Source organism: Mesorhizobium sp. B2-3-14, from assembly GCF_006442175.1.
In the GTDB taxonomy this organism is placed as follows: Bacteria; Pseudomonadota; Alphaproteobacteria; order Rhizobiales; family Rhizobiaceae; genus Mesorhizobium; species Mesorhizobium australicum.
On record NZ_VFVP01000004.1, the window covers coordinates 216,979 to 236,839 of the forward strand.

At 62.4% G+C, this 19,861-nt stretch carries 22 protein-coding genes and 1 tRNA gene; 8 read left to right on the forward strand and 15 right to left on the reverse strand.

Annotation, left to right across the window (positions count from 1 at the left end):
* The first annotated feature begins 56 nt into the window (after nt 1-56).
* The 3 genes from FJ950_RS12805 to FJ950_RS12815 all read left to right on the forward strand — a co-directional run bounded on the left by FJ950_RS12805 (nt 57) and on the right by FJ950_RS12815 (nt 2,991).
* Nucleotides 57-1,592: an undecaprenyl-phosphate glucose phosphotransferase gene (locus FJ950_RS12805; RefSeq protein ID WP_140617042.1), complete on the forward strand. Its 1,536-nt coding sequence runs from the start codon at nt 57-59 to the stop codon at nt 1,590-1,592.
* On the forward strand, nt 1,589-2,878 hold the full coding sequence (locus tag FJ950_RS12810) for an O-antigen ligase family protein (RefSeq protein ID WP_140617043.1): 1,290 nt from the start codon (nt 1,589-1,591) through the stop codon (nt 2,876-2,878). The genes FJ950_RS12805 and FJ950_RS12810 overlap by 4 nt, the downstream gene beginning before the upstream one ends.
* A 36-nt stretch (nt 2,879-2,914) precedes the next feature.
* Nucleotides 2,915-2,991 (forward strand) — tRNA-Pro (locus tag FJ950_RS12815).
* Nucleotides 2,992-3,089: 98 nt separating this feature from the next.
* On the opposite strand, the gene FJ950_RS12820 is transcribed toward FJ950_RS12815, so the two are convergent.
* Both FJ950_RS12820 and FJ950_RS12825 read right to left on the reverse strand, forming a co-directional pair.
* Nucleotides 3,090-3,551, reverse strand: coding sequence for a YbaK/EbsC family protein (locus FJ950_RS12820; protein ID WP_140617044.1), 462 nt, complete (start codon nt 3,549-3,551; stop codon nt 3,090-3,092).
* A 201-nt stretch (nt 3,552-3,752) separates the two neighbouring features.
* Nucleotides 3,753-4,037: a helix-turn-helix transcriptional regulator gene (locus FJ950_RS12825; RefSeq protein ID WP_015318224.1), complete on the reverse strand. Its 285-nt coding sequence runs from the start codon at nt 4,035-4,037 to the stop codon at nt 3,753-3,755.
* Nucleotides 4,038-4,313: 276 nt separating this feature from the next.
* Here FJ950_RS12825 and FJ950_RS12830 point away from each other — a divergent pair, with 276 nt between their 5' ends.
* The gene (locus FJ950_RS12830) at nt 4,314-4,928 is read left to right on the forward strand and encodes a hypothetical protein (protein ID WP_015318225.1); all 615 of its coding nucleotides are present in this window, start codon (nt 4,314-4,316) and stop codon (nt 4,926-4,928) included.
* A 273-nt stretch (nt 4,929-5,201) separates the two neighbouring features.
* Here the strand turns inward: FJ950_RS12830 and FJ950_RS29490 are convergent, their stop codons facing one another.
* The 8 genes from FJ950_RS29490 to FJ950_RS12865 form a co-directional block, all read right to left on the reverse strand.
* Complete coding sequence (locus FJ950_RS29490; protein ID WP_157163662.1) at nt 5,202-5,339, reverse strand: hypothetical protein; 138 nt, start codon at nt 5,337-5,339, stop codon at nt 5,202-5,204.
* Nucleotides 5,340-5,595: 256 nt separating this feature from the next.
* Nucleotides 5,596-5,898, reverse strand: coding sequence for a hypothetical protein (locus FJ950_RS12835; protein WP_140617045.1), 303 nt, complete (start codon nt 5,896-5,898; stop codon nt 5,596-5,598).
* A gap of 88 nt (nt 5,899-5,986) precedes the next feature.
* Complete coding sequence (locus FJ950_RS12840) at nt 5,987-6,526, reverse strand: MerR family transcriptional regulator (protein WP_015318228.1); 540 nt, start codon at nt 6,524-6,526, stop codon at nt 5,987-5,989.
* Between the two features lie 215 nt (nt 6,527-6,741).
* Complete coding sequence (locus FJ950_RS12845) at nt 6,742-7,065, reverse strand: integration host factor subunit alpha (RefSeq protein ID WP_010915609.1); 324 nt, start codon at nt 7,063-7,065, stop codon at nt 6,742-6,744.
* 101 nt (nt 7,066-7,166) lie between these two features.
* Entirely contained in the window at nt 7,167-8,138 is a 972-nt protein-coding gene (locus FJ950_RS12850) for a beta-ketoacyl-ACP synthase III (protein WP_140617046.1), read from the reverse strand.
* Nucleotides 8,139-8,147: 9 nt separating this feature from the next.
* Nucleotides 8,148-9,218, reverse strand: a complete 1,071-nt coding sequence (gene plsX, locus FJ950_RS12855) for a phosphate acyltransferase PlsX (protein ID WP_140617047.1) — start codon at nt 9,216-9,218, stop codon at nt 8,148-8,150.
* A 113-nt stretch (nt 9,219-9,331) separates the two neighbouring features.
* A complete protein-coding gene (locus FJ950_RS12860; RefSeq protein WP_140617048.1) occupies nt 9,332-9,880 on the reverse strand; it encodes a DUF177 domain-containing protein in 549 nt (182 codons plus the stop codon).
* Between the two features lie 3 nt (nt 9,881-9,883).
* Nucleotides 9,884-10,426, reverse strand: coding sequence for a ubiquinol-cytochrome C chaperone family protein (locus FJ950_RS12865; protein ID WP_015318232.1), 543 nt, complete (start codon nt 10,424-10,426; stop codon nt 9,884-9,886).
* A gap of 114 nt (nt 10,427-10,540) precedes the next feature.
* On the opposite strand from FJ950_RS12865, the gene FJ950_RS12870 reads away from it, so the two are divergent.
* From FJ950_RS12870 to FJ950_RS12880, 3 genes are all read left to right on the forward strand, one after another.
* Nucleotides 10,541-11,056, forward strand: coding sequence for an outer membrane protein assembly factor BamE (locus FJ950_RS12870; RefSeq protein ID WP_140617049.1), 516 nt, complete (start codon nt 10,541-10,543; stop codon nt 11,054-11,056).
* A gap of 154 nt (nt 11,057-11,210) precedes the next feature.
* A complete protein-coding gene (locus tag FJ950_RS12875; RefSeq protein WP_015318234.1) occupies nt 11,211-11,756 on the forward strand; it encodes a dTDP-4-dehydrorhamnose 3,5-epimerase family protein in 546 nt (181 codons plus the stop codon).
* A 16-nt stretch (nt 11,757-11,772) separates the two neighbouring features.
* Nucleotides 11,773-12,756 carry a glycosyltransferase family 2 protein gene (locus FJ950_RS12880; RefSeq protein ID WP_140617050.1) on the forward strand — a complete coding sequence of 328 codons (984 nt, stop codon included), beginning with the start codon at nt 11,773-11,775 and terminating at the stop codon, nt 12,754-12,756.
* A gap of 104 nt (nt 12,757-12,860) precedes the next feature.
* Here FJ950_RS12880 and FJ950_RS12885 read toward each other — a convergent pair whose 3' ends face one another.
* The 5 genes from FJ950_RS12885 to FJ950_RS12905 all read right to left on the reverse strand — a co-directional run bounded on the left by FJ950_RS12885 (nt 12,861) and on the right by FJ950_RS12905 (nt 19,026).
* Nucleotides 12,861-15,002: a sodium-translocating pyrophosphatase gene (locus tag FJ950_RS12885; RefSeq protein ID WP_023773259.1), complete on the reverse strand. Its 2,142-nt coding sequence runs from the start codon at nt 15,000-15,002 to the stop codon at nt 12,861-12,863.
* Between the two features lie 264 nt (nt 15,003-15,266).
* Nucleotides 15,267-16,016, reverse strand: a complete 750-nt coding sequence (locus FJ950_RS12890; RefSeq protein WP_015318237.1) for an ABC transporter permease — start codon at nt 16,014-16,016, stop codon at nt 15,267-15,269.
* Nucleotides 16,013-16,951 (reverse strand): ABC transporter ATP-binding protein, encoded by a 939-nt coding sequence (locus FJ950_RS12895; RefSeq protein WP_140617051.1) that lies wholly within the window; start codon nt 16,949-16,951, stop codon nt 16,013-16,015. The genes FJ950_RS12890 and FJ950_RS12895 overlap by 4 nt, the downstream gene beginning before the upstream one ends.
* A complete protein-coding gene (locus FJ950_RS12900) occupies nt 16,948-18,111 on the reverse strand; it encodes an ABC transporter permease (protein ID WP_140617052.1) in 1,164 nt (387 codons plus the stop codon). Before FJ950_RS12900 ends, FJ950_RS12895 begins: the two co-directional genes overlap by 4 nt.
* Nucleotides 18,112-18,147: 36 nt before the next feature.
* A complete protein-coding gene (locus FJ950_RS12905; protein ID WP_224691512.1) occupies nt 18,148-19,026 on the reverse strand; it encodes an ABC transporter substrate-binding protein in 879 nt (292 codons plus the stop codon).
* Between the two features lie 248 nt (nt 19,027-19,274).
* Here FJ950_RS12905 and FJ950_RS12910 point away from each other — a divergent pair, with 248 nt between their 5' ends.
* A complete protein-coding gene (locus tag FJ950_RS12910; protein ID WP_023773263.1) occupies nt 19,275-19,847 on the forward strand; it encodes an NADPH-dependent FMN reductase in 573 nt (190 codons plus the stop codon).
* Nucleotides 19,848-19,861 lie beyond the last annotated feature (14 nt).

Consider the following 19,861-nt stretch of genomic DNA (forward strand, 5'->3'; position numbering starts at 1 on the left):
CAAGGGTTTCTTAGCTCTCTTTTGCTAATCACCCTGGGAAGCTTGCGGACTGTTCCATGAACGAGATCGACCCCGCGCACCGCTTTTCATCAGAAGCGGTGCGTCACTTCGACGGGCCTGCCGATGGCGACAAGCCCGGCGGCATGAACGACGTTGCCCGGCAGGTCGCGTCGCAATACCGGCGCGATACGATGTCGCCGATCATGGTCAGCGGCGTGCTGCGCATGGTCGAATTCGCGGTGCTGTTCGTCTCGGGGCTCGGCGTCTATTTCTACTATGTCGGATTCTTCAATTATCTCGCCTGGCAATATCCGCTGACGATCGCCGCCGCATCGTTCCTCGCCGTGGTGCTGCTCGATGTCACCGACTGCTACCAGGTGGTGTCCCTGATGCGGCCGCTCGCCAATTTTGGGCGCATCCTGCTGGTCTGGGCCGGCACCTTCGCGCTGATGGCGCTGACGGCATTCGCCATGAAGATGTCGCAAGACTATTCGCGCCTGCTGTTCGGCACCTGGTTCGTCGTCGCCTTCATCTGCCTCTACGGTCTCAGGCTGGTGATGTCGAGGCTGATCCGGCGCTGGGCGCGCGATGGCAGCATGGAACGGCGCGCCGTCATCGTCGGCGGCGGCAAGGCGGCGGAAGTGCTCATCCGCTCGGTGGAAAAGCAGCCTTACAACGACATCCGCATCTGCGGCATCTTCGACGATCGCAACGACAAGCGTTCGCCATCCCTCGTCGCCGGTTATCCCAAGCTCGGCACGATTTCGGAACTGATCGAATTCGCCCGCATTGCCCGCATCGACATGCTGATCGTGTCGTTGCCGCTGACCGCCGAATCGCGCGTGCTGCAATTGCTGAAGAAACTGTGGGTGCTGCCGGTCGACATCCGGCTGTCGGCGCATTCCAACGCGCTGCAATTCCGTCCGCGCGCCTACTCCTACATCGGTTCAGTACCGATGCTCGACATCTTCGACAAGCCGATCAACGATTGGGATTCGGTCGCCAAGCGCGCCTTCGACATCATCTTCAGCCTCATCGGCATCGTCGTGTTCTCGCCTGTGATGCTGGCCGCCGCGATCGCCATCAAGCTCGACAGCAAGGGACCGGTGCTGTTCAAGCAGAAGCGGCATGGCTTCAACAACGAGATCATCGAGGTCTACAAGTTCCGCTCCATGTACACCGACCGGTCGGATCCGACCGCCAAGCAGACGGTGACCAAGAACGATCCGCGCGTCACCCGTGTCGGCCGCTTCATCCGCAAGACCTCTATCGACGAACTGCCGCAGTTCTTCAACTCGCTGCTGGGCTCACTGTCGCTCATCGGTCCGCGTCCGCACGCCATTGCCGCGCAGTCGCACAACCTGCTCTACAACGAGGTGGTCGACGGCTATTTCGCGCGCCACAAGGTCAAGCCCGGGGTCACCGGCTGGGCGCAGATCAATGGCTGGCGCGGCGAGATGGACACCAATGAAAAGATCCGCATGCGGACGGAATACGACCTCTACTACATCGAGAACTGGTCGCTGCTTTTCGACCTGCGGATCCTGTTCCTGACGCCGGTCCGGCTCTTGAACACGGAAAACGCCTATTGAGCGCGATCAGCCATGATCTGCCGCGCGCGGCGGTCAACGCCAAGCTGATCACGCTGATCTCCTCGAGCGCGGTCGTGCTCGGCATTCTTCTGTCCGGCTTCGTCATCAGCGAGCCGGCGCCTTACGAAATCTACATGGCCGCGCTGATCGCCATCTGGGCGCTGTTCGGCCTGAGGATATCGCGCGCGGCCATGCCGCTTCTGGTGCTGCTGGTGACGATGAACATCGGCGGCATGATTTCCATGACGCAGATGGCGGATCTCGCCAACACCCCGCTTTATCTTGCCGTGTCGCTGTTTCTCGCTTTCAGCGCGGTGTTTTTCGCATCGGTTACGGCCACGCAGCCGAACCTCTACCGGCTGATCTTCAATGCCTATGTCGTTTCAGCGGTGGCGACGTCGCTGCTTGGCATAGCGGGCTATTTCCACGCCTTCCCCGGTGCCGAAATTTTCACCAAATACGACCGCGCCGCCGGCGCCTTCCAGGACCCGAATGTGTTCGGGCCGTTCCTGGTGCTGCCCGGCATCTATCTGCTTTATTTGCTGCTGACGGGCCCAGTCACGCGTATGCCGCTGCTGGCTGTGCCGCTGCTGATCATCAGCGCCGGCATTTTCTTCTCCTTCTCGCGTGGTGCCTGGGGCATGTTCGCGGTCTCGGCCATCCTGCTCACCGGCTGCCTGTTCCTGCAGAGCGCCAGCGGCATGTTCCGGCTCCGGGTGGTGATCATGACGATCGCCGCGCTGTCGCTGCTGGCCATCGCAATCATCATCATCTTGCAACTGCCCGGTGTGTCGGAGATGTTCTCCAGCCGCGCGCATCTGGAACAGAGCTACGACACCGCACGCCTGGGCCGCTTCGCCCGCTACACGCTCGGTTTTCAGATGGCGATGGAGCACCCATTCGGCATCGGGCCGCTGGTCTTCGGCACGATCTTCGGCGAGGACACACACGACATCTGGCTGAAGATGCTGATGGACTATGGCTGGCTCGGCTTCGTCTCGTTCCTGACGCTGGTCATCTGGACGATCTCAGCCGGATTCCGCATCCTGCTGCGCGACCGGCCGTGGCAGCCTTACCTCCTATGCGCCTACGTCGCCTTCATCGGCAATGTCGGGCTCGGCACCTTCATCGACATCGACCACTGGCGCCATATGTATCTGCTGCTCGGCTTGATCTGGGGCGCCATAGCGCTCGAATACCGCCATCAGCGGCTATTGCGGCCGGTATTGCCGGGTCCACCAGCCATCACATCCGCACCGGCACGATTAACGCCGAATTTCGGTTGACCCGAGCCGGGTTATCACGATACATCGCGACCGGTCCGGAGTGTAGCGCAGCCCGGTAGCGCACTTGACTGGGGGTCAAGGGGTCGTCGGTTCGAATCCGGCCACTCCGACCATTTTATGCAGGACTTGTCCCCAAAAGTCCGCCCTGCCGCATCACCCAATTTTCGAATCGCCTGTTCCTTTGCCCGCCGGCTCTGGATTGGATCCGGCGCTACGCTTGGCACACATCGACCCACTCGGCACCGGTAAGATCGGCCATGCGCTGTGGTACAATCCGGACAGCGGCATTGGTGGCGCCGGCGGCGGGGACGACTTCGTCGAATTGGCGCAGCGAGACGTCGCAATAAACCGGCAGCGGCGACGGCAGGCCGAACGGGCAGACGCCGCCGACCGGATGGCTCGTGGCAGCGACAACCTCTTGCGCGTCCAGCATGCGCGGCTTGCCGCCGAACTGGTCCTTAAACTTGCGGTTGTCGAGCCTGGCGATGCCGCTGGTCACGACCAGCATGGTGCGCTCGCCGACGCGAAGACAGATCGTCTTGGCGATCTGCGCCGGCAACACACCATGCGCCTCCGCCGCCAGCGCCACCGTCGCCGAACTTGATTGCGTGACGACGACCTCGATATCAGGCGCGCGAGCCGCGAAGAAGGCACCGACGGAATCCAGGCTCATGTCGAAAAACTCACGGTTCAGACCCGCTGCACGGCGGATGCGATTGGCGCGGATGGGTGCCGCGCATATGGACACGTGCAATCTGCAAACCGGCAAGTTCTGCAAATCGGCAAGCCCGGCCTGCAGGCGAACGCCATGGCATCCACAAGAAGCCCGCCAAGCGGACCTTGGCGGGTTTCTCGCGCATGCCTGGCGCCGATTCTATGCCTGAGGCCGGCCTTGTGCGGCCAGCGTCGGTACGGCGGAAGCAATAGGAGCTTCCTGCGGCAGACGAAGCGCGGACGCAATACGACGCAGCTTCGCCGGGTCGGCCGCCCGGCCGCTCTCGATATCCTCGATTTCTTCGACCGAGAGGCCGCAGGTCAGCGAAAGCGCTTCGAGGCTGTACCCGCGCGTTTCCCGCATTGCCCTGAGGGCGTTGTAGTCCGGTCCGATCTCGTTGGCTAATGGTTCGGAGGGGGCGTGGCTTTTTGCATTGTTGGGCATTGGCAACTCCGTTGGCTGAAAGCGTTTGATCAAAATGGGATGTTGCCTGAGACGAGCAGGAAGATGCCCTCTCGCCAGCGATTTGCCAAGCGCCAATCTGGCCGTCACGGCATCGTGACCCGGATGCCCATGGGGCTGCCACGCCCTGTCCCGATCAAGTTGTTTTGAACGCGCGAGCGGGTTTTGCCCGGCAGTTTCGCCCCACCCGTTCGTTATCTCGACGTCGCTGGCGTGAAACCATTCCTTCCGGCCAGCCTTTCCCAAAAGGATACTCCAATGAACCTCAAGACACCTCTCCTCGTGCTCGGCACCATTTCCATGCTTTCCGGCATCGGTGTAGCCAGCGCGCACGCGGCGGACACATTGCGCGTGCGCGGCACGGTGGTCAGTTTCGAGCCGTCGCTGCTGACCGTGAAAACCCGTCAAGGCGATACGGCCGCGATCAAGCTGAAAGACGGCTGGAAGCTTTCAGGCGTCGCCAACGCATCGGTAAAAGACATTAAGCAGGGCGATTTCGTCGGCATCGCCTCCGTCTCCAAGGCTGACGGCGGCAGCGGCGCGCTGGAAGTGGTGGTCTTTCCAGCGGCCTTGAAAGGCACTGGAGAGGGTGATCGCCCTTGGGACCTGGAGCCGAACAGCCGCATGACCAACGGGACCGTCGCGGACGTCACCGACATAAACGGGCGTGCCGTGACGCTGACCTATGACAATGGGCAGACGAAGAATATCTCGATCCCCGACGGAACGCCTGTCGTGACGTTCGCGCCGGCCGCCCCGACCGATCTCAAACCAAGTGCGACGGTCTTCGTTACCGCTCAGCGCGAGGCGGACGGCACGCTGAGTTCCAGCCGCGTCGTGGTCGGAAACAATGGTGTGATCCCGCCCATGTAAGCCAAAGCAGCCGGCTTCGGCCCTGGCGATCATGGGGCAGGAAGCCGGTTCCTGGGAAACAGTTCAGAAACAAGATTCTACAATCGGGAAATACTGACGAAAAAATTCAGGAGCGTAATTCCGTTCGCGGCGGTCGGGATATCGGCCCGATCGATACCTGCTTGCGAAAAAGGAAACGATCCAATGAAGAAATCCCTCCTCTCGGCCCTCGGGCTTGCAGCTGCAATGGCTTTCGCGGTGCCGGTGGTCGGCGCGACAAGCGCGGACGCGGCCTCAATGGCAAAGCATCATCACCATCGTCACCACCATCATCACCGTCACCATCATCGCCACCACCATCATCACATGAAGAAGATGGGCAACAAGGCCTAAGCACCGCAACGAGAAGACCAGCCCTGGCTTCTTGTCCAAGGCTGGTTTTCTCCTGGTCACAATGCCAGGCCGGGACTACTAGACAAACCCGGCGATCGCCGCGGAAATCGAGCGGCTGTGGCGGATCGATCGATCCGCCTTTCTGCACCGGCAGCACAGCGGTGCCGTGCGCCTCTATGCCGACGCGCTTCGGCCAGATTCCGGAGCGGTATCGCAACCGCTGACGTCAATGGGAATAGCGGCCGCGCCCGGAGGGCGAGCCGCCATTTTCTCTCTGGAAATTCTTGGGTAGCAGTCAGCGCCGGCTGAACAGCAGGCTGGCGACCAGACCGAGTACGACAAGGCCGACCGCTGCGGCCGCCGCCGGATGTTCGCGTGCCGATTTCTCGATCACCCTGCCCTGTTTGCGGATTGCCGGCATGGCATCGCGCAGACGCTCCGCAAGATCCGAATACGTATCAAGAGCAGCATCACGGCCGTCGTCATAGTAAGCGCCACCCCGCTTCGACACTGCCTTGCGCAACGCGGCGAGTTCCCTCGAGAGAGCCGCGACCTGCTTTTCGAGGTCGATGTCCGAAAGGGTCGAAAATGATGCCATCATGCGTTTCCTTGTCTTGCAGAAGGAAACGTAACGCCTCACCCCAAAGCGAGTTCCAGTTTCGAGGCTTTAAAGCGCTTCGCGGCGGTCAGCGCACCTGGTCGAGCAGGCGCTTGCATTCCAGGAGGTCAAAAAGCGCTTCCTGCAGCAGCGCGCGGTTGTCACGCGAGAGCTTCGACGCGTCCGGCGCAACCGGACCTTCCTCGTCGCCCTTGCCCAGGCCGAAAAAGCGGCGGCTGGGCTTGACCCTTGGCTGGCCAACCAGTTCGTCATCTCCGCCGCGCGGTTGGGCTGCCGGCGTCAGCGGCACCTGATCGGCCTGCTTGCGCTGCGAGATCGCCTCGACGGCGGCCATGTCGCCATTGCCGATGGCGACCAGAAAATGATTGCCGTTTTCCCGCAGCAGCTTTTGCACGCCCTTGATGGTGTAGCCCTGGTCATAGAGCATATGGCGGATGCCCTTGATCAGTTCGACATCCTGCGGCCGGTAGTAGCGGCGGCCGCCGCCACGCTTCATCGGCTTGATCTGGTTGAAGCGCGTCTCCCAGAAACGCAGCACATGCTGTGGCAGGTCGAGATCTTCAGCGACCTCGCTGATGGTGCGGAAGGCGTCAGGGCTCTTGTCCATGGGCGAAATCCTCACGCTGGCGTGTAGCCCGGAACGGTGCTCCGACGAGATCCCGCTCAACAATGAGAAGAGCTAGTTCCGCAGGTGCGGAATCGATCATAAGCCAGAACACCCATCCGGCCATGCTGCCGAATCGGGCCTTATTTCAGCGGTTTGTGAAGCAATATTCAAGTCCGCCGTTGTCGCGGAGCCGGTTTTCAACCGTGCAATGGAGGCTATTTGCCGCCCTTGGCCTTGCTGTTCTGGTGGGAACGCAGGATGCGGTTCTTCAGGACGTTGGACGATTTGAAGGTCATCACCCGGCGCGGCAGGATCGGTACTTCCTCCCCGGTCTTGGGATTGCGCCCGATCCGCTCATTCTTGGAGCGGACATGAAATGTCGCGAAGGACGACAGCTTCACCGTCTCGCCGCGCACGATCGCTTCGCAGATTTCATCCAGCACCGCCTCGACGAGTTCGGCGGATTCAGTGCGCGACAGACCGACCTTTCGGTAGACGGCCTCGGCAAGGTCGGCGCGCGTAAGTGTCTTTCCCCCCATGCGACCGTCCCATCAGCTCAAACATAAAATCGGCACAACAACGGCAGAGCCTAAGTAATTGATCCGGCAAGGTCAAGGACCGAAACCGGACCGTTCTGCACTTACCAGCGAACCAGAACGGCGCCCCAGGTGAAGCCGCCGCCCATCGCCTCCAGGAGCACCAGATCTCCCTTCTTGATGCGGCCGTCGGCGACGGCCACCGACAGCGCCAGCGGTACGGAAGCAGCCGAGGTGTTACCGTGCAAATCGACGGTCACCACCACTTTTTGCTCTGCTATCCCAAGCTTTTTTGCCGAAGCGTCAATAATCCGTTTATTGGCCTGATGGGGCACGAACCAGTCGAGATCGTCGGCGGTAATACCGGCGGTCGAGAAGGTCGCCTCGATGACATCGGTGATCATGCCGACCGCGTGCTTGAAGACCTCGCGGCCCTCCATGCGCAGATGACCGACCGTGCCCGTCGTCGACGGTCCGCCGTCGACGAAAAGCTTTTCCTTGTGCGAGCCGTCGGAACGCAGGCTGGCCGCCAGGACGCCGCGATCGGCGATCGTGCCGGCCCCCTCACCGGCTTCCAGAACGACCGCACCGGCGCCATCGCCGAACAGCACGCAGGTCGAGCGATCGCTCCAGTCGAGGATGCGTGAGAAGGTCTCCGAGCCTATCACCAGCACGCGCTTTGCCAGACCACCGCGGATGTAGAGATCGGCTGTCGTCACCGCATAGACGAAACCCGAGCATACCGCCTGCATGTCGAAGGCAAAACCGTGCTGCATGCCGAGCCGGTTCTGGATCTCGACCGCGGTAGCCGGGAACGTGTTGTTGGGGGTCGAGGTCGCCAGCACGACCAGATCGATGTCGCCCGGGGTCAATCCCGCATCGGCAAGGGCGGCACGCGCCGCGGCCTCGCCCAGCGAAGCCGTCGTCTCGTCATCAGCCGCGATATGGCGCTGGCGGATGCCGGTGCGCTGAGCGATCCACTCGTCGGAGGTCTCGACCATACCTTCAAAATCGGCATTCTTCATGATGCGGCGGGGCAGCGCGGCGCCCGTGCCGCGCACAACTGATCTGATCAAAATTCTTTCCTATTCCCTTGCGTCGGTAACGACGTCGGATTTCCTTGATGTCAGGGCATGCGGGTTGCGCGCATGAAACAGGTCGAGGTCGGCCTCGATGCGATCAAGCAGATTGTTGCGCACCATGTCATAGCCGAGTTCGATCGCCGCGGCGAAACCGTCCGAGTCGGCACCGCCATGGCTTTTGACGACGATGCCGTTCAGCCCCAGGAAGACGCCGCCATTGGAGCGGCCGACATCCATCTTTTCGCGCAGGCGGTCGAAGGCGCCCTTGGCAAAGACATAGCCGATCTTGGCCATAAGGGTGCGGCTCATCGCGGCGCGTAGATAGCCAGCTATCTGGCGCGCGGTGCCTTCCGCCGTCTTGAGAGCAATATTGCCGGCAAAGCCTTCCGTCACGACGACGTCGACCGTACCCTTGCCGATATCGTCGCCTTCGACAAAGCCATGGTAATTCATCGAGGCCATATTGGCTTCGCGCAACATGCGTCCCGCCTCCTTGACCTCTTCCTGGCCCTTGATCTCCTCCACACCGACATTGAGCAGGCCAACCGTGGGTCGGGCGATGCCGAACACGGAACGCGCCATGCCGGTGCCGAGAATGGCAAAATCAATGAGCTGGTGCGCGTCGGCGCCGATGGTGGCGCCGACGTCCAGAACCACGCTTTCGCCGCGCAATGTCGGCCATAATGCCGCGATCGCCGGGCGGTCGATGGTCGCCATGGTGCGCAGGCAGAATTTAGACATCGCCATCAGCGCGCCGGTATTGCCGGCGGAGATGCATGCATCCGCGGCGCCCGACTTCACCGCCTCGACCGCCTTCCACATCGACGATTTCCAGCGGCCATGGCGCAGCGCCTGGCTCGGCTTGTCATCCATCCTGACCGCGATCTCGCAGTGGAAGAACTCGCTGACCTCGGACAATTTGGGGAATTTGGCGAGTTCCGGGCGCACCAGTTCCTCACGTCCGTAGATGACGAAGCGGATGTCGGGACGGCGGGTCGCGACCGTCATGAGCGCCGGAATGACCACGGCTGGTCCGTGATCGCCGCCCATGGCATCGATGGAAATCCTGATCACGCGGTATTCATCTCACGGTTAGGCGGCAAGTCGTTTTAGTGATCGCAAAGGTTCGGCGAAAATAGCGGTTTTAGGCTGTCGCACAACCGACTTTTCCGTCGCGAGCGAGGTTTTCAGGATTTTCGCAGCAAGGATCGCAGTTTTTGCTGAAATTCATTCTCGGCCGGTCCGGTGTCGTCATCGGCGCCGATCGAGGCGCCGGGCTTGCGCGGATACGGATCGATGGCCAAGCCGAAGAACTGTTCGGCAAGTGCCCCGACATCGATGGTGTCGCCCGAAAATGTCTCGGGACTGTCGGGGCCGTCGGCATCGAGCAGGATTTCGCCGCCACCTTCGAATCCCTGCCGTCCGAGTTTGGAGTCCTCGGGCAAGAGCAGCGCCTCGAACGGCTCTTCAACATGCGCTTCGATGGGGTCGAGCGTGACGATGCAGGCCTGGGTAATGTCCGCCTCGACACGGCCGCTGACCTTAACGCCGTTGCGCTTCCATGACGTAACCAGCAGTTCGGCGCGATAGGCTTCGACCGACAGCAGCCCATGGGCCTCGGCAAGTGCCGCGCGCTGCGCGGCATCGGCCTCGATCACAACCGGCAGCCCTTTGTGCGGCAGACGCGCGACATTGGCGAAAAAGGATACCGGACTTTGCATATCCACGTTTTTCATCGATCAGCCTCCGTTGGCTACGGGAAACGCCACAGTGCCGGCAACGATCGATTCGGTCGGCTGCGCACTCAGTTGCCGGCTGGCGTCGGCGACATACCCGGCCAAACGTGACGCTTCCGGCCAGCCGCCGGCGTCGGGACGGACATTGCGGGCAAGTGCCGCGGTCAGACCGTCATGGTCGTTTCGTTCCAGCGCATCATCATAGGCGGCGGTGCGGCCATAGAACATCTTCGCCAGCTTCTTCATGCGTTTTGGCACACCCACGTCACCAATGCCCAGTTCCCGCAGCGAATGATCGACGTCGAGAAAGAATTCGTCGATCAGCACCTGCGCGATCTCTTGCGCCACGCCGTCCTCTCCGCGCAAGCGGTGCTGGACCAGGAACATGTGCAGCGAAAGCATCTCGAAACGGCCAAGCGGCGTGTCCGGCACATTCCAGTGGGAATAAAAAACAGTCTGCCGCGCCGCCGCCACGATTTGTGCGTAAAGCGCGTCAGTGATGGCGCGGTTGGCGTGGCGTTCGCGGCCAAAAAGGCGCTGGAACATGGGGATGGTCTCCGGGGACCGTTTGTTGAATTGGCCTTGTTGCATCGGCAAGCAAGCTGGTTTACCGGTTTTGCGGCCCAGCGCAAGTTGCGGCGATATAATGGAGAATTGTTGTTGCGCGCGCTGAATTTCAAGTCGAGTTTCAATTCCAGGGCTGCCGGCGCGATCTCGCTGCTGGCTATCGTAGCGGCGCTGTCGGCATGCCACACCAACAAGATGATCGGCGACCTCAATCCGAGCGAGACGTTCACGCAAGGCTATGTCCTCGATCAGCAGGCGATCGATTCCGTGCCGGTCGGTTCCAGCCGCGAGCAGGTGCTCCTTGCACTCGGCACGCCGTCGACCACGGCGACTTTCGACAATGAGGCGTTTTACTATATTTCGCAGACGCGCAAGCGCTACGTCGCGTTCGACAAGCCGAGGCTGGTCGACCAGAAAGTGCTGGCGGTCTATTTCGGCCCGGACAGCCGCGTCACCCAGATCGCCAATTACGGCTTGAAGGACGGCAAGATCTTCGACTTCATTTCGCGCACCACGCCAACCGGCGGCAAGGACCAGAACTTCCTCAGCCAGATCATCAACGGAGCCAGCAAGCTGGCGCCCGGCATTCCCGGCGGCGGCACCCCCTGATCCCTAGAATCCTGCTTCCTTGACTTTGGGGAACAGAAATGTCTCAGGCGACCAAAAACCCGTGGGAGCGATCCCACGGGTTTTTGTTAACGGGGCCCGGCTTGCCAGTGATGGGGCAAACCCATATCAAACCGTCAGACTGGGGGATTTGGACATGAGCAGTGACGACCATGCGATGCCGGTTGGCTGGATGGCGACTGGGACACCCGACCGGCAGACGGTGACATCAGACTGGCTTGCCATCGATCCGCCGTCGATCGATGGCGTCACAATCAAGGAAATCAGGCCGGTCGCTACATCCAACGGCTATTTGACCGAGGTCTTTCGGGATGAGTGGGGACTTGATCCATCGCCTGTCGGCCAGGTGTTTCAACGCACGATGTATCCAGGCGCGGTAACCGGCTGGCATGCGCACAGGGTGACGCTGGATCGGCTGTTCTGCTGTGCCGGTAGCGTCCGCATATCGCTCTATGACGGCCGGAAGGCTTCGCCCAGTTTCGGCACGGTGTGGCACAAGATACTCGGCGCGTTGCGGCCGGCGATCGTCATAATCCCGCCAGGCGTGTGGCACGGCGTGACGGCACTCGGGCCGGAGATCGCCCTGCTGCTCAATCTCGTCGACAAGGCCTATGCCTACGACGCGCCCGACCATTGGCGCCTGCCACCGGACACCGAACAAATCCCCTACAAGCTGGTGTAGCGTGGAAGGATCGCGCTTGTTCGATGCAACAGGGCAGCGCGTGCCGCTCGTCTCGGTGGTGATCGCCACCCACAATCGTCCCGCAGCCTTGCGACAGACGCTGTTCAGCGTCTTGCGCCAGACGCTGCAGGATTTTGAAATTCTGGTGATCGGCGACGACTGTCGCCCTGAGACACCGGCGATCATCGCCGAATTCGCCGATCCGCGCATCTTCTATATCGACCTGCCCGTCAATTTCGGCGAGCAATCCGGCCCCAATAATATCGGTTTTGCCAGGGCGCGCGGCCGGCTTGTCGCCGTGCTCAATCACGACGACCTCTGGTTTCCGGATCATCTGGCGGCAACCACGGGATGGATCGATGCGACCGGCGCGGATGTCGTCATCGCTCGTGGCGCCATCATCGAACCGGTGCGGACGAGAGACGATGCTCTCAAGACCTCGATTTACGGAATGGGCAAAGACGGTTTTTACGATCCCGTCGTCACGGCCGGATACGGATCGGCACAGGTGGTCAGGCGGGCGTCGCTGGACTGGCTCGGCCCCTGGCGGCCTGCCAGCGAATGCTCATGCGAAAGTTCGCAGGACTGGCTCTTCCGGGCCTGGCGAAAGGGAGCCGTGATCGCGACCATGCCGCACCTGACGGTGCTGAGTATCTTCTCCGGCCAGCGCAGCGGCAGTTATCTCGAAGACACGGCAATGGAGCAGGAGGAACTCATCGACCGCATGCGCATACCGGACGACCTGCGTGTCAACGTTCTTGCCGCGGCGGCGGTGCCGTCTCGCCTGAAGAAATCCAGTTATCTGAAACGCAGGGTTTGGGCTGCATGCGGCGTTCATCCGAGATCCGTCGAGTTTCGCCGCAAATACCAACGCGGTGCTTTTGTCTCCATGCTGCGAAAGGTACGCGGCCTGCCACCCATGCCTGAACGGGAGCCGACCGTGGATGATCTGTTGGCTATGTACCGCAGAGGCAGCAAGCGGGAAGAAACCGGAGAATAGCGGCTGTCGCGCACGCGGCGTCCAGATGCCGGACCAAGCGACCAGTCAGCTGACATGAAAAACCCGCGGGGATCGCTCCCCGCGGGTTATTCAACCGCTCCCGCTCAGCCGTGCGCGAGCACGGCCAGCAACAGGAGCGCTACGATGTTGGTGATCTTGATCGCCGGGTTGACCGCCGGGCCGGCGGTGTCCTTGTAGGGATCACCGACGGTGTCGCCGGTCACCGAAGCCTTGTGTGCCTCGGAGCCCTTGAGGTGCTTGACGCCGTCCTTGTCGGTGAACCCGTCCTCGAATGACTTCTTGGCGTTGTCCCAGGCGCCGCCGCCCGAGGTCATCGAGATGGCGACAAACAGGCCATTGACGATGACTCCGAGCAGCGAGGCGCCGAGCGCTGCGAAGGCGGACGCCTTCGAGCCCGAGATCAGCAGCACGCCGAAATAGACGACGAGCGGCGCCAGCACAGGCAGCAGCGACGGGATGATCATCTCCCGGATCGCCGCCTTGGTCAGGAGATCGACCGCGCGCGCATAGTTCGGCTTCGAGGTGCCGGCCATGATGCCCGGATCCTCGCGGAACTGCTTGCGCACCTCCTCGACGATGGCGCCCGCCGCGCGGCCGACCGCCGTCATGGCGATGCCGCCGAACAGATACGGGATCAGGCCACCGAAGATCAGGCCGGCGACGACGTAAGGGTTGGAGAGATCGAAGGAGATTTCGCCCATGCCCTGGAAGTAGGGATATTTGTCGCCATTGGCGGCAAAGAACTTCAGGTCGTTCGAGTAGGCTGCGAACAGCACCAGCGCGCCGAGGCCGGCCGAACCGATGGCGTAGCCCTTGGTCACCGCCTTGGTGGTGTTGCCGACGGCGTCGAGCGCATCGGTGGAGTGGCGCACTTCCTTGGGAAGGCCCGCCATTTCGGCAATGCCGCCGGCATTGTCGGTGACCGGACCGAAGGCGTCGAGCGCCACGATCATGCCGGCGAGGCCGAGCATGGTGGTGACGGCGATCGCCGTGCCGAACAAGCCGCCGAGCTGGTAGGTGGCGATGATGCCGCCGACGATGACGATTGCCGGCAGTGCCGTCGATTCCAGCGAGACCGCGAGGCCCTGGATGACGTTGGTGCCGTGGCCGGTCACCGACGCCTGGGCGATGGAGTTGACCGGGCGCTTGTTGGTGCCGGTGTAGTACTCGGTGATCACCACGATCAACCCGGTCACCACGAGGCCGATCAGGCCACAGATGAACAGGTTCTTGCCGGTGATCGTCATGCCGGCGACGGTGCCGACCTCGCCCCAGCCGAGCGTGGCCGAGGTGGCGACGCCGAGGCCGACGATCGACAGCAGACCGGTCACGATCAGGCCCTTGTATAGCGCGCCCATGATCGAGCCGTTGGAGCCGAGCTTGACGAAGAAGGTGCCGACGATCGAGGTCAGGATGCAGGCGCCGCAGATGGCGAGCGGATACAGCATCGCCGCACCGAGGACAGCGGTGCCACCGAAGAAAATGGCGGCCAGAACCATGGTGGCGACAACCGTCACCGCATAGGTTTCGAACAGGTCGGCGGCCATGCCGGCGCAGTCGCCGACATTGTCGCCGACATTGTCGGCGATGGTGGCCGGGTTGCGCGGATCATCCTCCGGAATACCGGCTTCGACCTTGCCGACCAGATCGCCGCCGACATCGGCGCCCTTGGTGAAGATGCCGCCGCCGAGACGGGCGAAGATCGAGATCAGCGAGGCGCCGAAGCCGAGCGAGACCAACGAGTCGATGACGATACGATCGTTGGGCTGAAGACCCATGAAATGAGTCAGGATAAGATAATAGATGGAAACGCCCAGCAGAGCGAGGCCAGCCACCAGCATGCCGGTGATGGCGCCCGACTTGAAAGCGATGTCGAGGCCGGCGGCGAGGCTGTTGGAAGCCGCTTGCGCGGTGCGTACATTGGCCCGCACCGAAACATGCATGCCGATGAAGCCGGCGGCACCCGACAGAACGGCGCCGATCAGGAAGCCGATGGCGGCGGTGATTGACAGCAGCCACCAGGCGAGCACGAGCACGACCACGCCGACGATGGCGATGGTGGTGTATTGGCGCGCCAGATAGGCCTGGGCGCCTTCGCGGATGGCGGCGGAGATTTCCTGCATGCGTGCATTGCCCTGATCGGCCGCGAGGACCGAACGTGTCGCCCAGATGGCGTATAGGATTGAAAGCAGGCCGCAGGCGATGACGGCGGAAATAATGGTCATTGCCGAATTTTCCTCGATTGTTGGCCCAAAAGAACCCCTCCCTGGGCCGTTGAGACAAAGACCGGATTCCGCGCGCGGAATCCACCTCTTCGCATCGGTGTATGCGAAACAGGGCCGCGAACGTCAAGATATTGTTCGGTTTTTGCCCGGCTTTCGCCCAAAAGACAAAAACCGCGACGGCAGAGCCGAAAGGGCTTTCGATTTAGATCGATTGAAATCACGCCAGGGAACCATCCGGGGCAAGACCGCCGGTCTGCCCGAGGATCATTCCGCTTCGCGGCCCATCCGGCGCGCCGTGTAGCGCTCTACCGCCGACAGTCCGTCATAGATCAGCACGGCAAGGGCCGCCACGATCAGGCCGCCCTGCAGGATGAAGGCGAGATTGTTGGATAGCAGGCCGGCGATGATCACCTCACCGAGCGTCTTGGCGGCCACCGTCGAGCCGATGGTGGCCGTGGCCAGGCTGATCACCACGGAGAGCCTTATGCCGCCAAGGATGATCGGTGCACTGAGCGGCAACTCGACCTTGGTGAGCCTTTGCCAGCCGGTCATGCCGGCGCCACGCGCCGCCTCGACGACGTTAGCCGGCAGCGTCGTCAACCCGGTCAGTGCGTTCTCGAAGATAGGCAGCAGTCCATAGAGAAACAGCGCGATCAGCGTCGGCTTCTCCCCGAAGCCGACTGCCGGCACGGCGAGCGCCAGCACCGCCACGGGCGGAAAGGTCTGGCCGATGTTGACCAGGCTGCGCGACAACGGCAGAAATTCGACGCCAGCCGGCCGGGTGACGAGGATGGCGAGCGCCACCGCGACGATGGTGGCCGCGACGGTCGCGATCAACACGGTGCGCAGATGCAGCAGCGTCAGCGTCAGCAGGCTGCCCTGGTTGTAGATTACAGGAGCGTTGTTTTCGGTCAGCGGCTTCAGCAACGGCTCGAACCACCCCGGACTGGTGATGAAGGCAACAAGCAACACCACCAGCGCAAGCCTGAGCAGCAGCGGCAGCCAAGCCTTCATGCCGGCCTCGCCGCGCGCTTGACCAGTCCGTCCACGGTGACGCGGCCGATCGGCTGGCCGTCGGCACCCTTCACCGGCAGCGCCGGCCTGCCGGACCAGAGAAGTTCCGCGAGCGCGTCACGCTGGCTGGCGTCACCGGGGATCGCCTCGCCTTCGGCACCGCCCTGCTCCACCGCATCGCGTACCCGCCCCAGCGACAGTAGCCTGAATGGTTTTTCGCTGGCTCCGACCAGGGTTTCGACAAAGCTGCTGGCCGGGTTCGCCAGGATCTCCGCCGGCCTTGCATATTGCACGAGCTTGCCGGCATCCATCACCGCGATCTTGTCCCCCATGTGCACGGCCTCCTCCATGTCATGAGTGACGAGGATGATGGTGGTGCCGAAGCGCTTCTGGATTGCCAGCAGATCTTCTTGCGCCTTGGTACGGATGATCGGGTCGAGTGCGCCGAACGGCTCGTCCATCAACAGCACGTTGGGTTCGGCGGCGAGCGCGCGGGCAACGCCGACGCGCTGCTGCTGGCCGCCGGACAGTTCATGCGGGTAGCGCGGCCCAAATTCCTGGGGGTTGAGTTGGTAGAGCGTCATCAGCTCGTCGACGCGGGACTTGATGCGTGCGTTGTCCCAGCCAAGCAGCACCGGCACGGTAGCGATGTTCTGCGCCACCGTGCGATGCGGAAACAGGCCGTGGCCCTGGATAGCGTAGCCGATGCTGCGGCGCAGTTCGTACCCCGGCACCGATCGGTTGTCGGCACCATCGAGCTTGATGACGCCGGCGGTCGGTTCGACCAGCCGGTTGATCATGCGCAGCAGCGTCGTCTTGCCGGACCCCGAGGTGCCGACAATGACGCAGACCGTACGCGGCTCGACGACCATCGAGACGTCGTCGACGACAGTGGTCGCGTCATAGCGCTTGGTGATGCCTTCGATTTCGATCATGCCGTTTCAACCCTGCGCTTGGTGGCGGTCATTTCGATCACGGCGTCGAGGATGATGGCGGCGGCAAAGGCGAGTGCCACGGTCGGCACTGCGCCAAGCAGCACCAAATCCATCGCCGTCTGGCCGACACCCTGGAAGACGAACACGCCGAAACCGCCGCCGCCGATCAGCGCGGCGATGGTGGCAAGGCCTATATTCTGCACCAGCACAATGCGGATGCCGGTGAGGATCACCGGAAAGGCCAGCGGAAACTCCACACCGAACAGGCGCTGGCGGTCCGTCATGCCCATGCCCCGCGCCGCGTCATTGGCGGCACGCGGCACGCCGGCAAGGCCGACCACGGTGTTGGCCACCACCGGCAGCAGCGAATAGAGGAACAGGGCGACGAAGGCGGGCGCCGTGCCGATGCCCCTGATACCGAGCGCGGCGGCCCCCGGAACGTGGGCCGCGACCCAGCCAAGCGGCGCGATCAGCAGCCCGAACAGCGCGATCGAGGGAATGGTCTGGATGATGTTCAAGACGTTGAGGACGCCGGCCCGCAGGCTCTCGACACGGTGGCACAGGATGCCGAGCGGCAGGCCGACGATCACGGCGGCAAGCAACGAGCCGAGAGCAAGGGTCACATGCTTGGAGCCTTCGGCCCAGAAGCTGTCGGCGCGGTTGGAGTATTCCTTGAGGATCGAGAGGCTGTCCCAGCGTCCCGAAATCAGCAGCAAGCCGATGGCCAGCGCCGCAACGACAAGCACGCCGACGCGCGCCGAGGGCGACAGGTTGAGCCGGGTCAGCACGTCGGCGAGCAACAGCGTGAAGGCGAAGATGAGAATCCAGAAGCCGGATGCCGGCGAGACCCGAGCAAAGGTATTGCCGGCTGGAGTGAGGAATGTGCCGGCGACGCCGATGAGCAGCGCCAGCGCGACAAGCGTCACGACGCTCGCCGCAAGGCGCAAGACGAGCGGCGTTTTGAGGAGCGCGATGATTGCCGCCGCGACAATGATTGCGAGCAGCAACGGCCCTATCGCCTGCGGCAGTGCCTCGACGATAGAGCGTGCCTGGCCGGGAACGATGCGGTTCGCGCGGAAGGTGGCGAACGGCGCGAGAAACGCGGCGTAAGCAGCGAGTGCAGCGATGACCACGCCGAGCTTATCGAAACGCGGGGTCATAAGGCGCCTCGCCCTGACGTCGCTATCGACGCGTCGCTATTTCAAAAACCCGTTCTTCTTCAAAAAGTCCTCGGCGACGCCCTTGACCGGCTCGCCGCCGACCTGCACGCGGCCGTTCAGCTCCTGCAGCGTGACGAGATCGAGCTTGGCGAAGACCGGCTTCAGCAGCGTTTCGATCTCGGGATGCTCCTTCAGCACGGATTCGCGGATGATCGGCGCCGGCTGATAGACCGGCTGCACGCCCTTGTCGTCAGTCAGCACCACGAGGCCCGATGGCGCGATGCCCCCGTCGGTGCCGTAGACCATGGCAGCATTGGCGCCGCTGGTCTGGTTGGCGGCGGCCGCGATGGTTGCCGCCGTATCGCCACCAGAGAGGGTGATCAGCTGGTCCGGCTTCAACGTGAAGCCGTAGGTAGTCTGGAAGGCCGGAAGGGCTGCCGCCGAATTGACGAACTCGGCGGAGGCCGCCAGGACCACCTTGCCGCCGCCGGCGACATATTTGCCGAAGTCCGACAGCGTGACGAGCTTGTTCTCGTCCGTCACTTCCTTGCGCAGGGCGATCGCCCAGGTGTTGTTGGCCGGTGCCGGTGACAGCCAGACGATCTTGTTGGCGTCGTAGTCAAGCTTCTTGGCCGTCTCATAGGCCTTGGCGGCATCCTTCCACACGGGATCATCGGCCTTCTCGAAGAAGAAGGCGGCGTTGCCGGTGTATTCGGGATAGATGTCGATCTCACCGGCGGTGATCGCCTTGCGCACCACGGGCGTGCCGCCGAGCTGGATGCGGTCCGTGGTCTTGATGTTGTTGGCGTTGAGGACGAGCTGGATAATGTTGCCGAGCACGCCACCCTCGGTGTCAATCTTCGAGGAGACGACGACCTGAGCGCTCGCGGAAGCCGCCGTGATGGCGAGCGCCATCGCCGCGCTGGCCAGAACCTTGACTGAAAACATTGTGAAACCCCTTGCTGTAAACCGGAATGCGGTGGCCGCATATGAGCATGGCTTCAACGGCCAGTCGGGGCACACGGTTTCATAAGAAGGGGGACCAGCGCAATATTTTTGTTCCGGACGCGCCGATTTGGGCTTGGCGGCAACAGCGGGCTGGCGATTGGCCGCTATCGGGTGAATAATGCCACGAGGGTGGCGGCAAACACGGAGAGCGTGTCATGGCCATACACAAGGTCGGTTATCTCATCGGCAGCCTTGCCCAGGCATCCATCAACCGCAAGCTCGCGAAGGCGCTTGTTCAACTTGCCCCTCCCGAGCTCGAAATGACGGAAATCGGCTTCAAGGATCTGCCTCTCTACAGTTACGACTACGACGCCAATTTCCCGCCGGCCGCCCAGGCTTTCAAAAAGGCGATCGCCTCCGTCCAGGCCGTGCTGTTCGTCACCCCGGAGTATAATCGCTCGATCCCCGGCGGACTGAAGAACGCGATCGACTGGGCCAGCCGCCCCTACGGCAAGAATTCATTCGCGCGCAAACCGTCGGCCGTCATCGGAACATCGCCGGGCGCGATCGCGACCGCTGTCGCCCAACAAAGCCTGCGCAGCGTGCTGAGTTTCTGCAACTCACCGCAGATGAACGCGCCCGAAGCCTATATCCAGTTCACGCCGGGACTGATCACGGATGACGGCGAGGTGACGGTTGAATCCACTGAGGATTTCCTGCGCAATTACATGGCTGAGTTCCATATGTTCATAGCGCGGGTGCTTCAGGTTCTGCCGCCGGACGCATAGCTTTCGAATTCGCG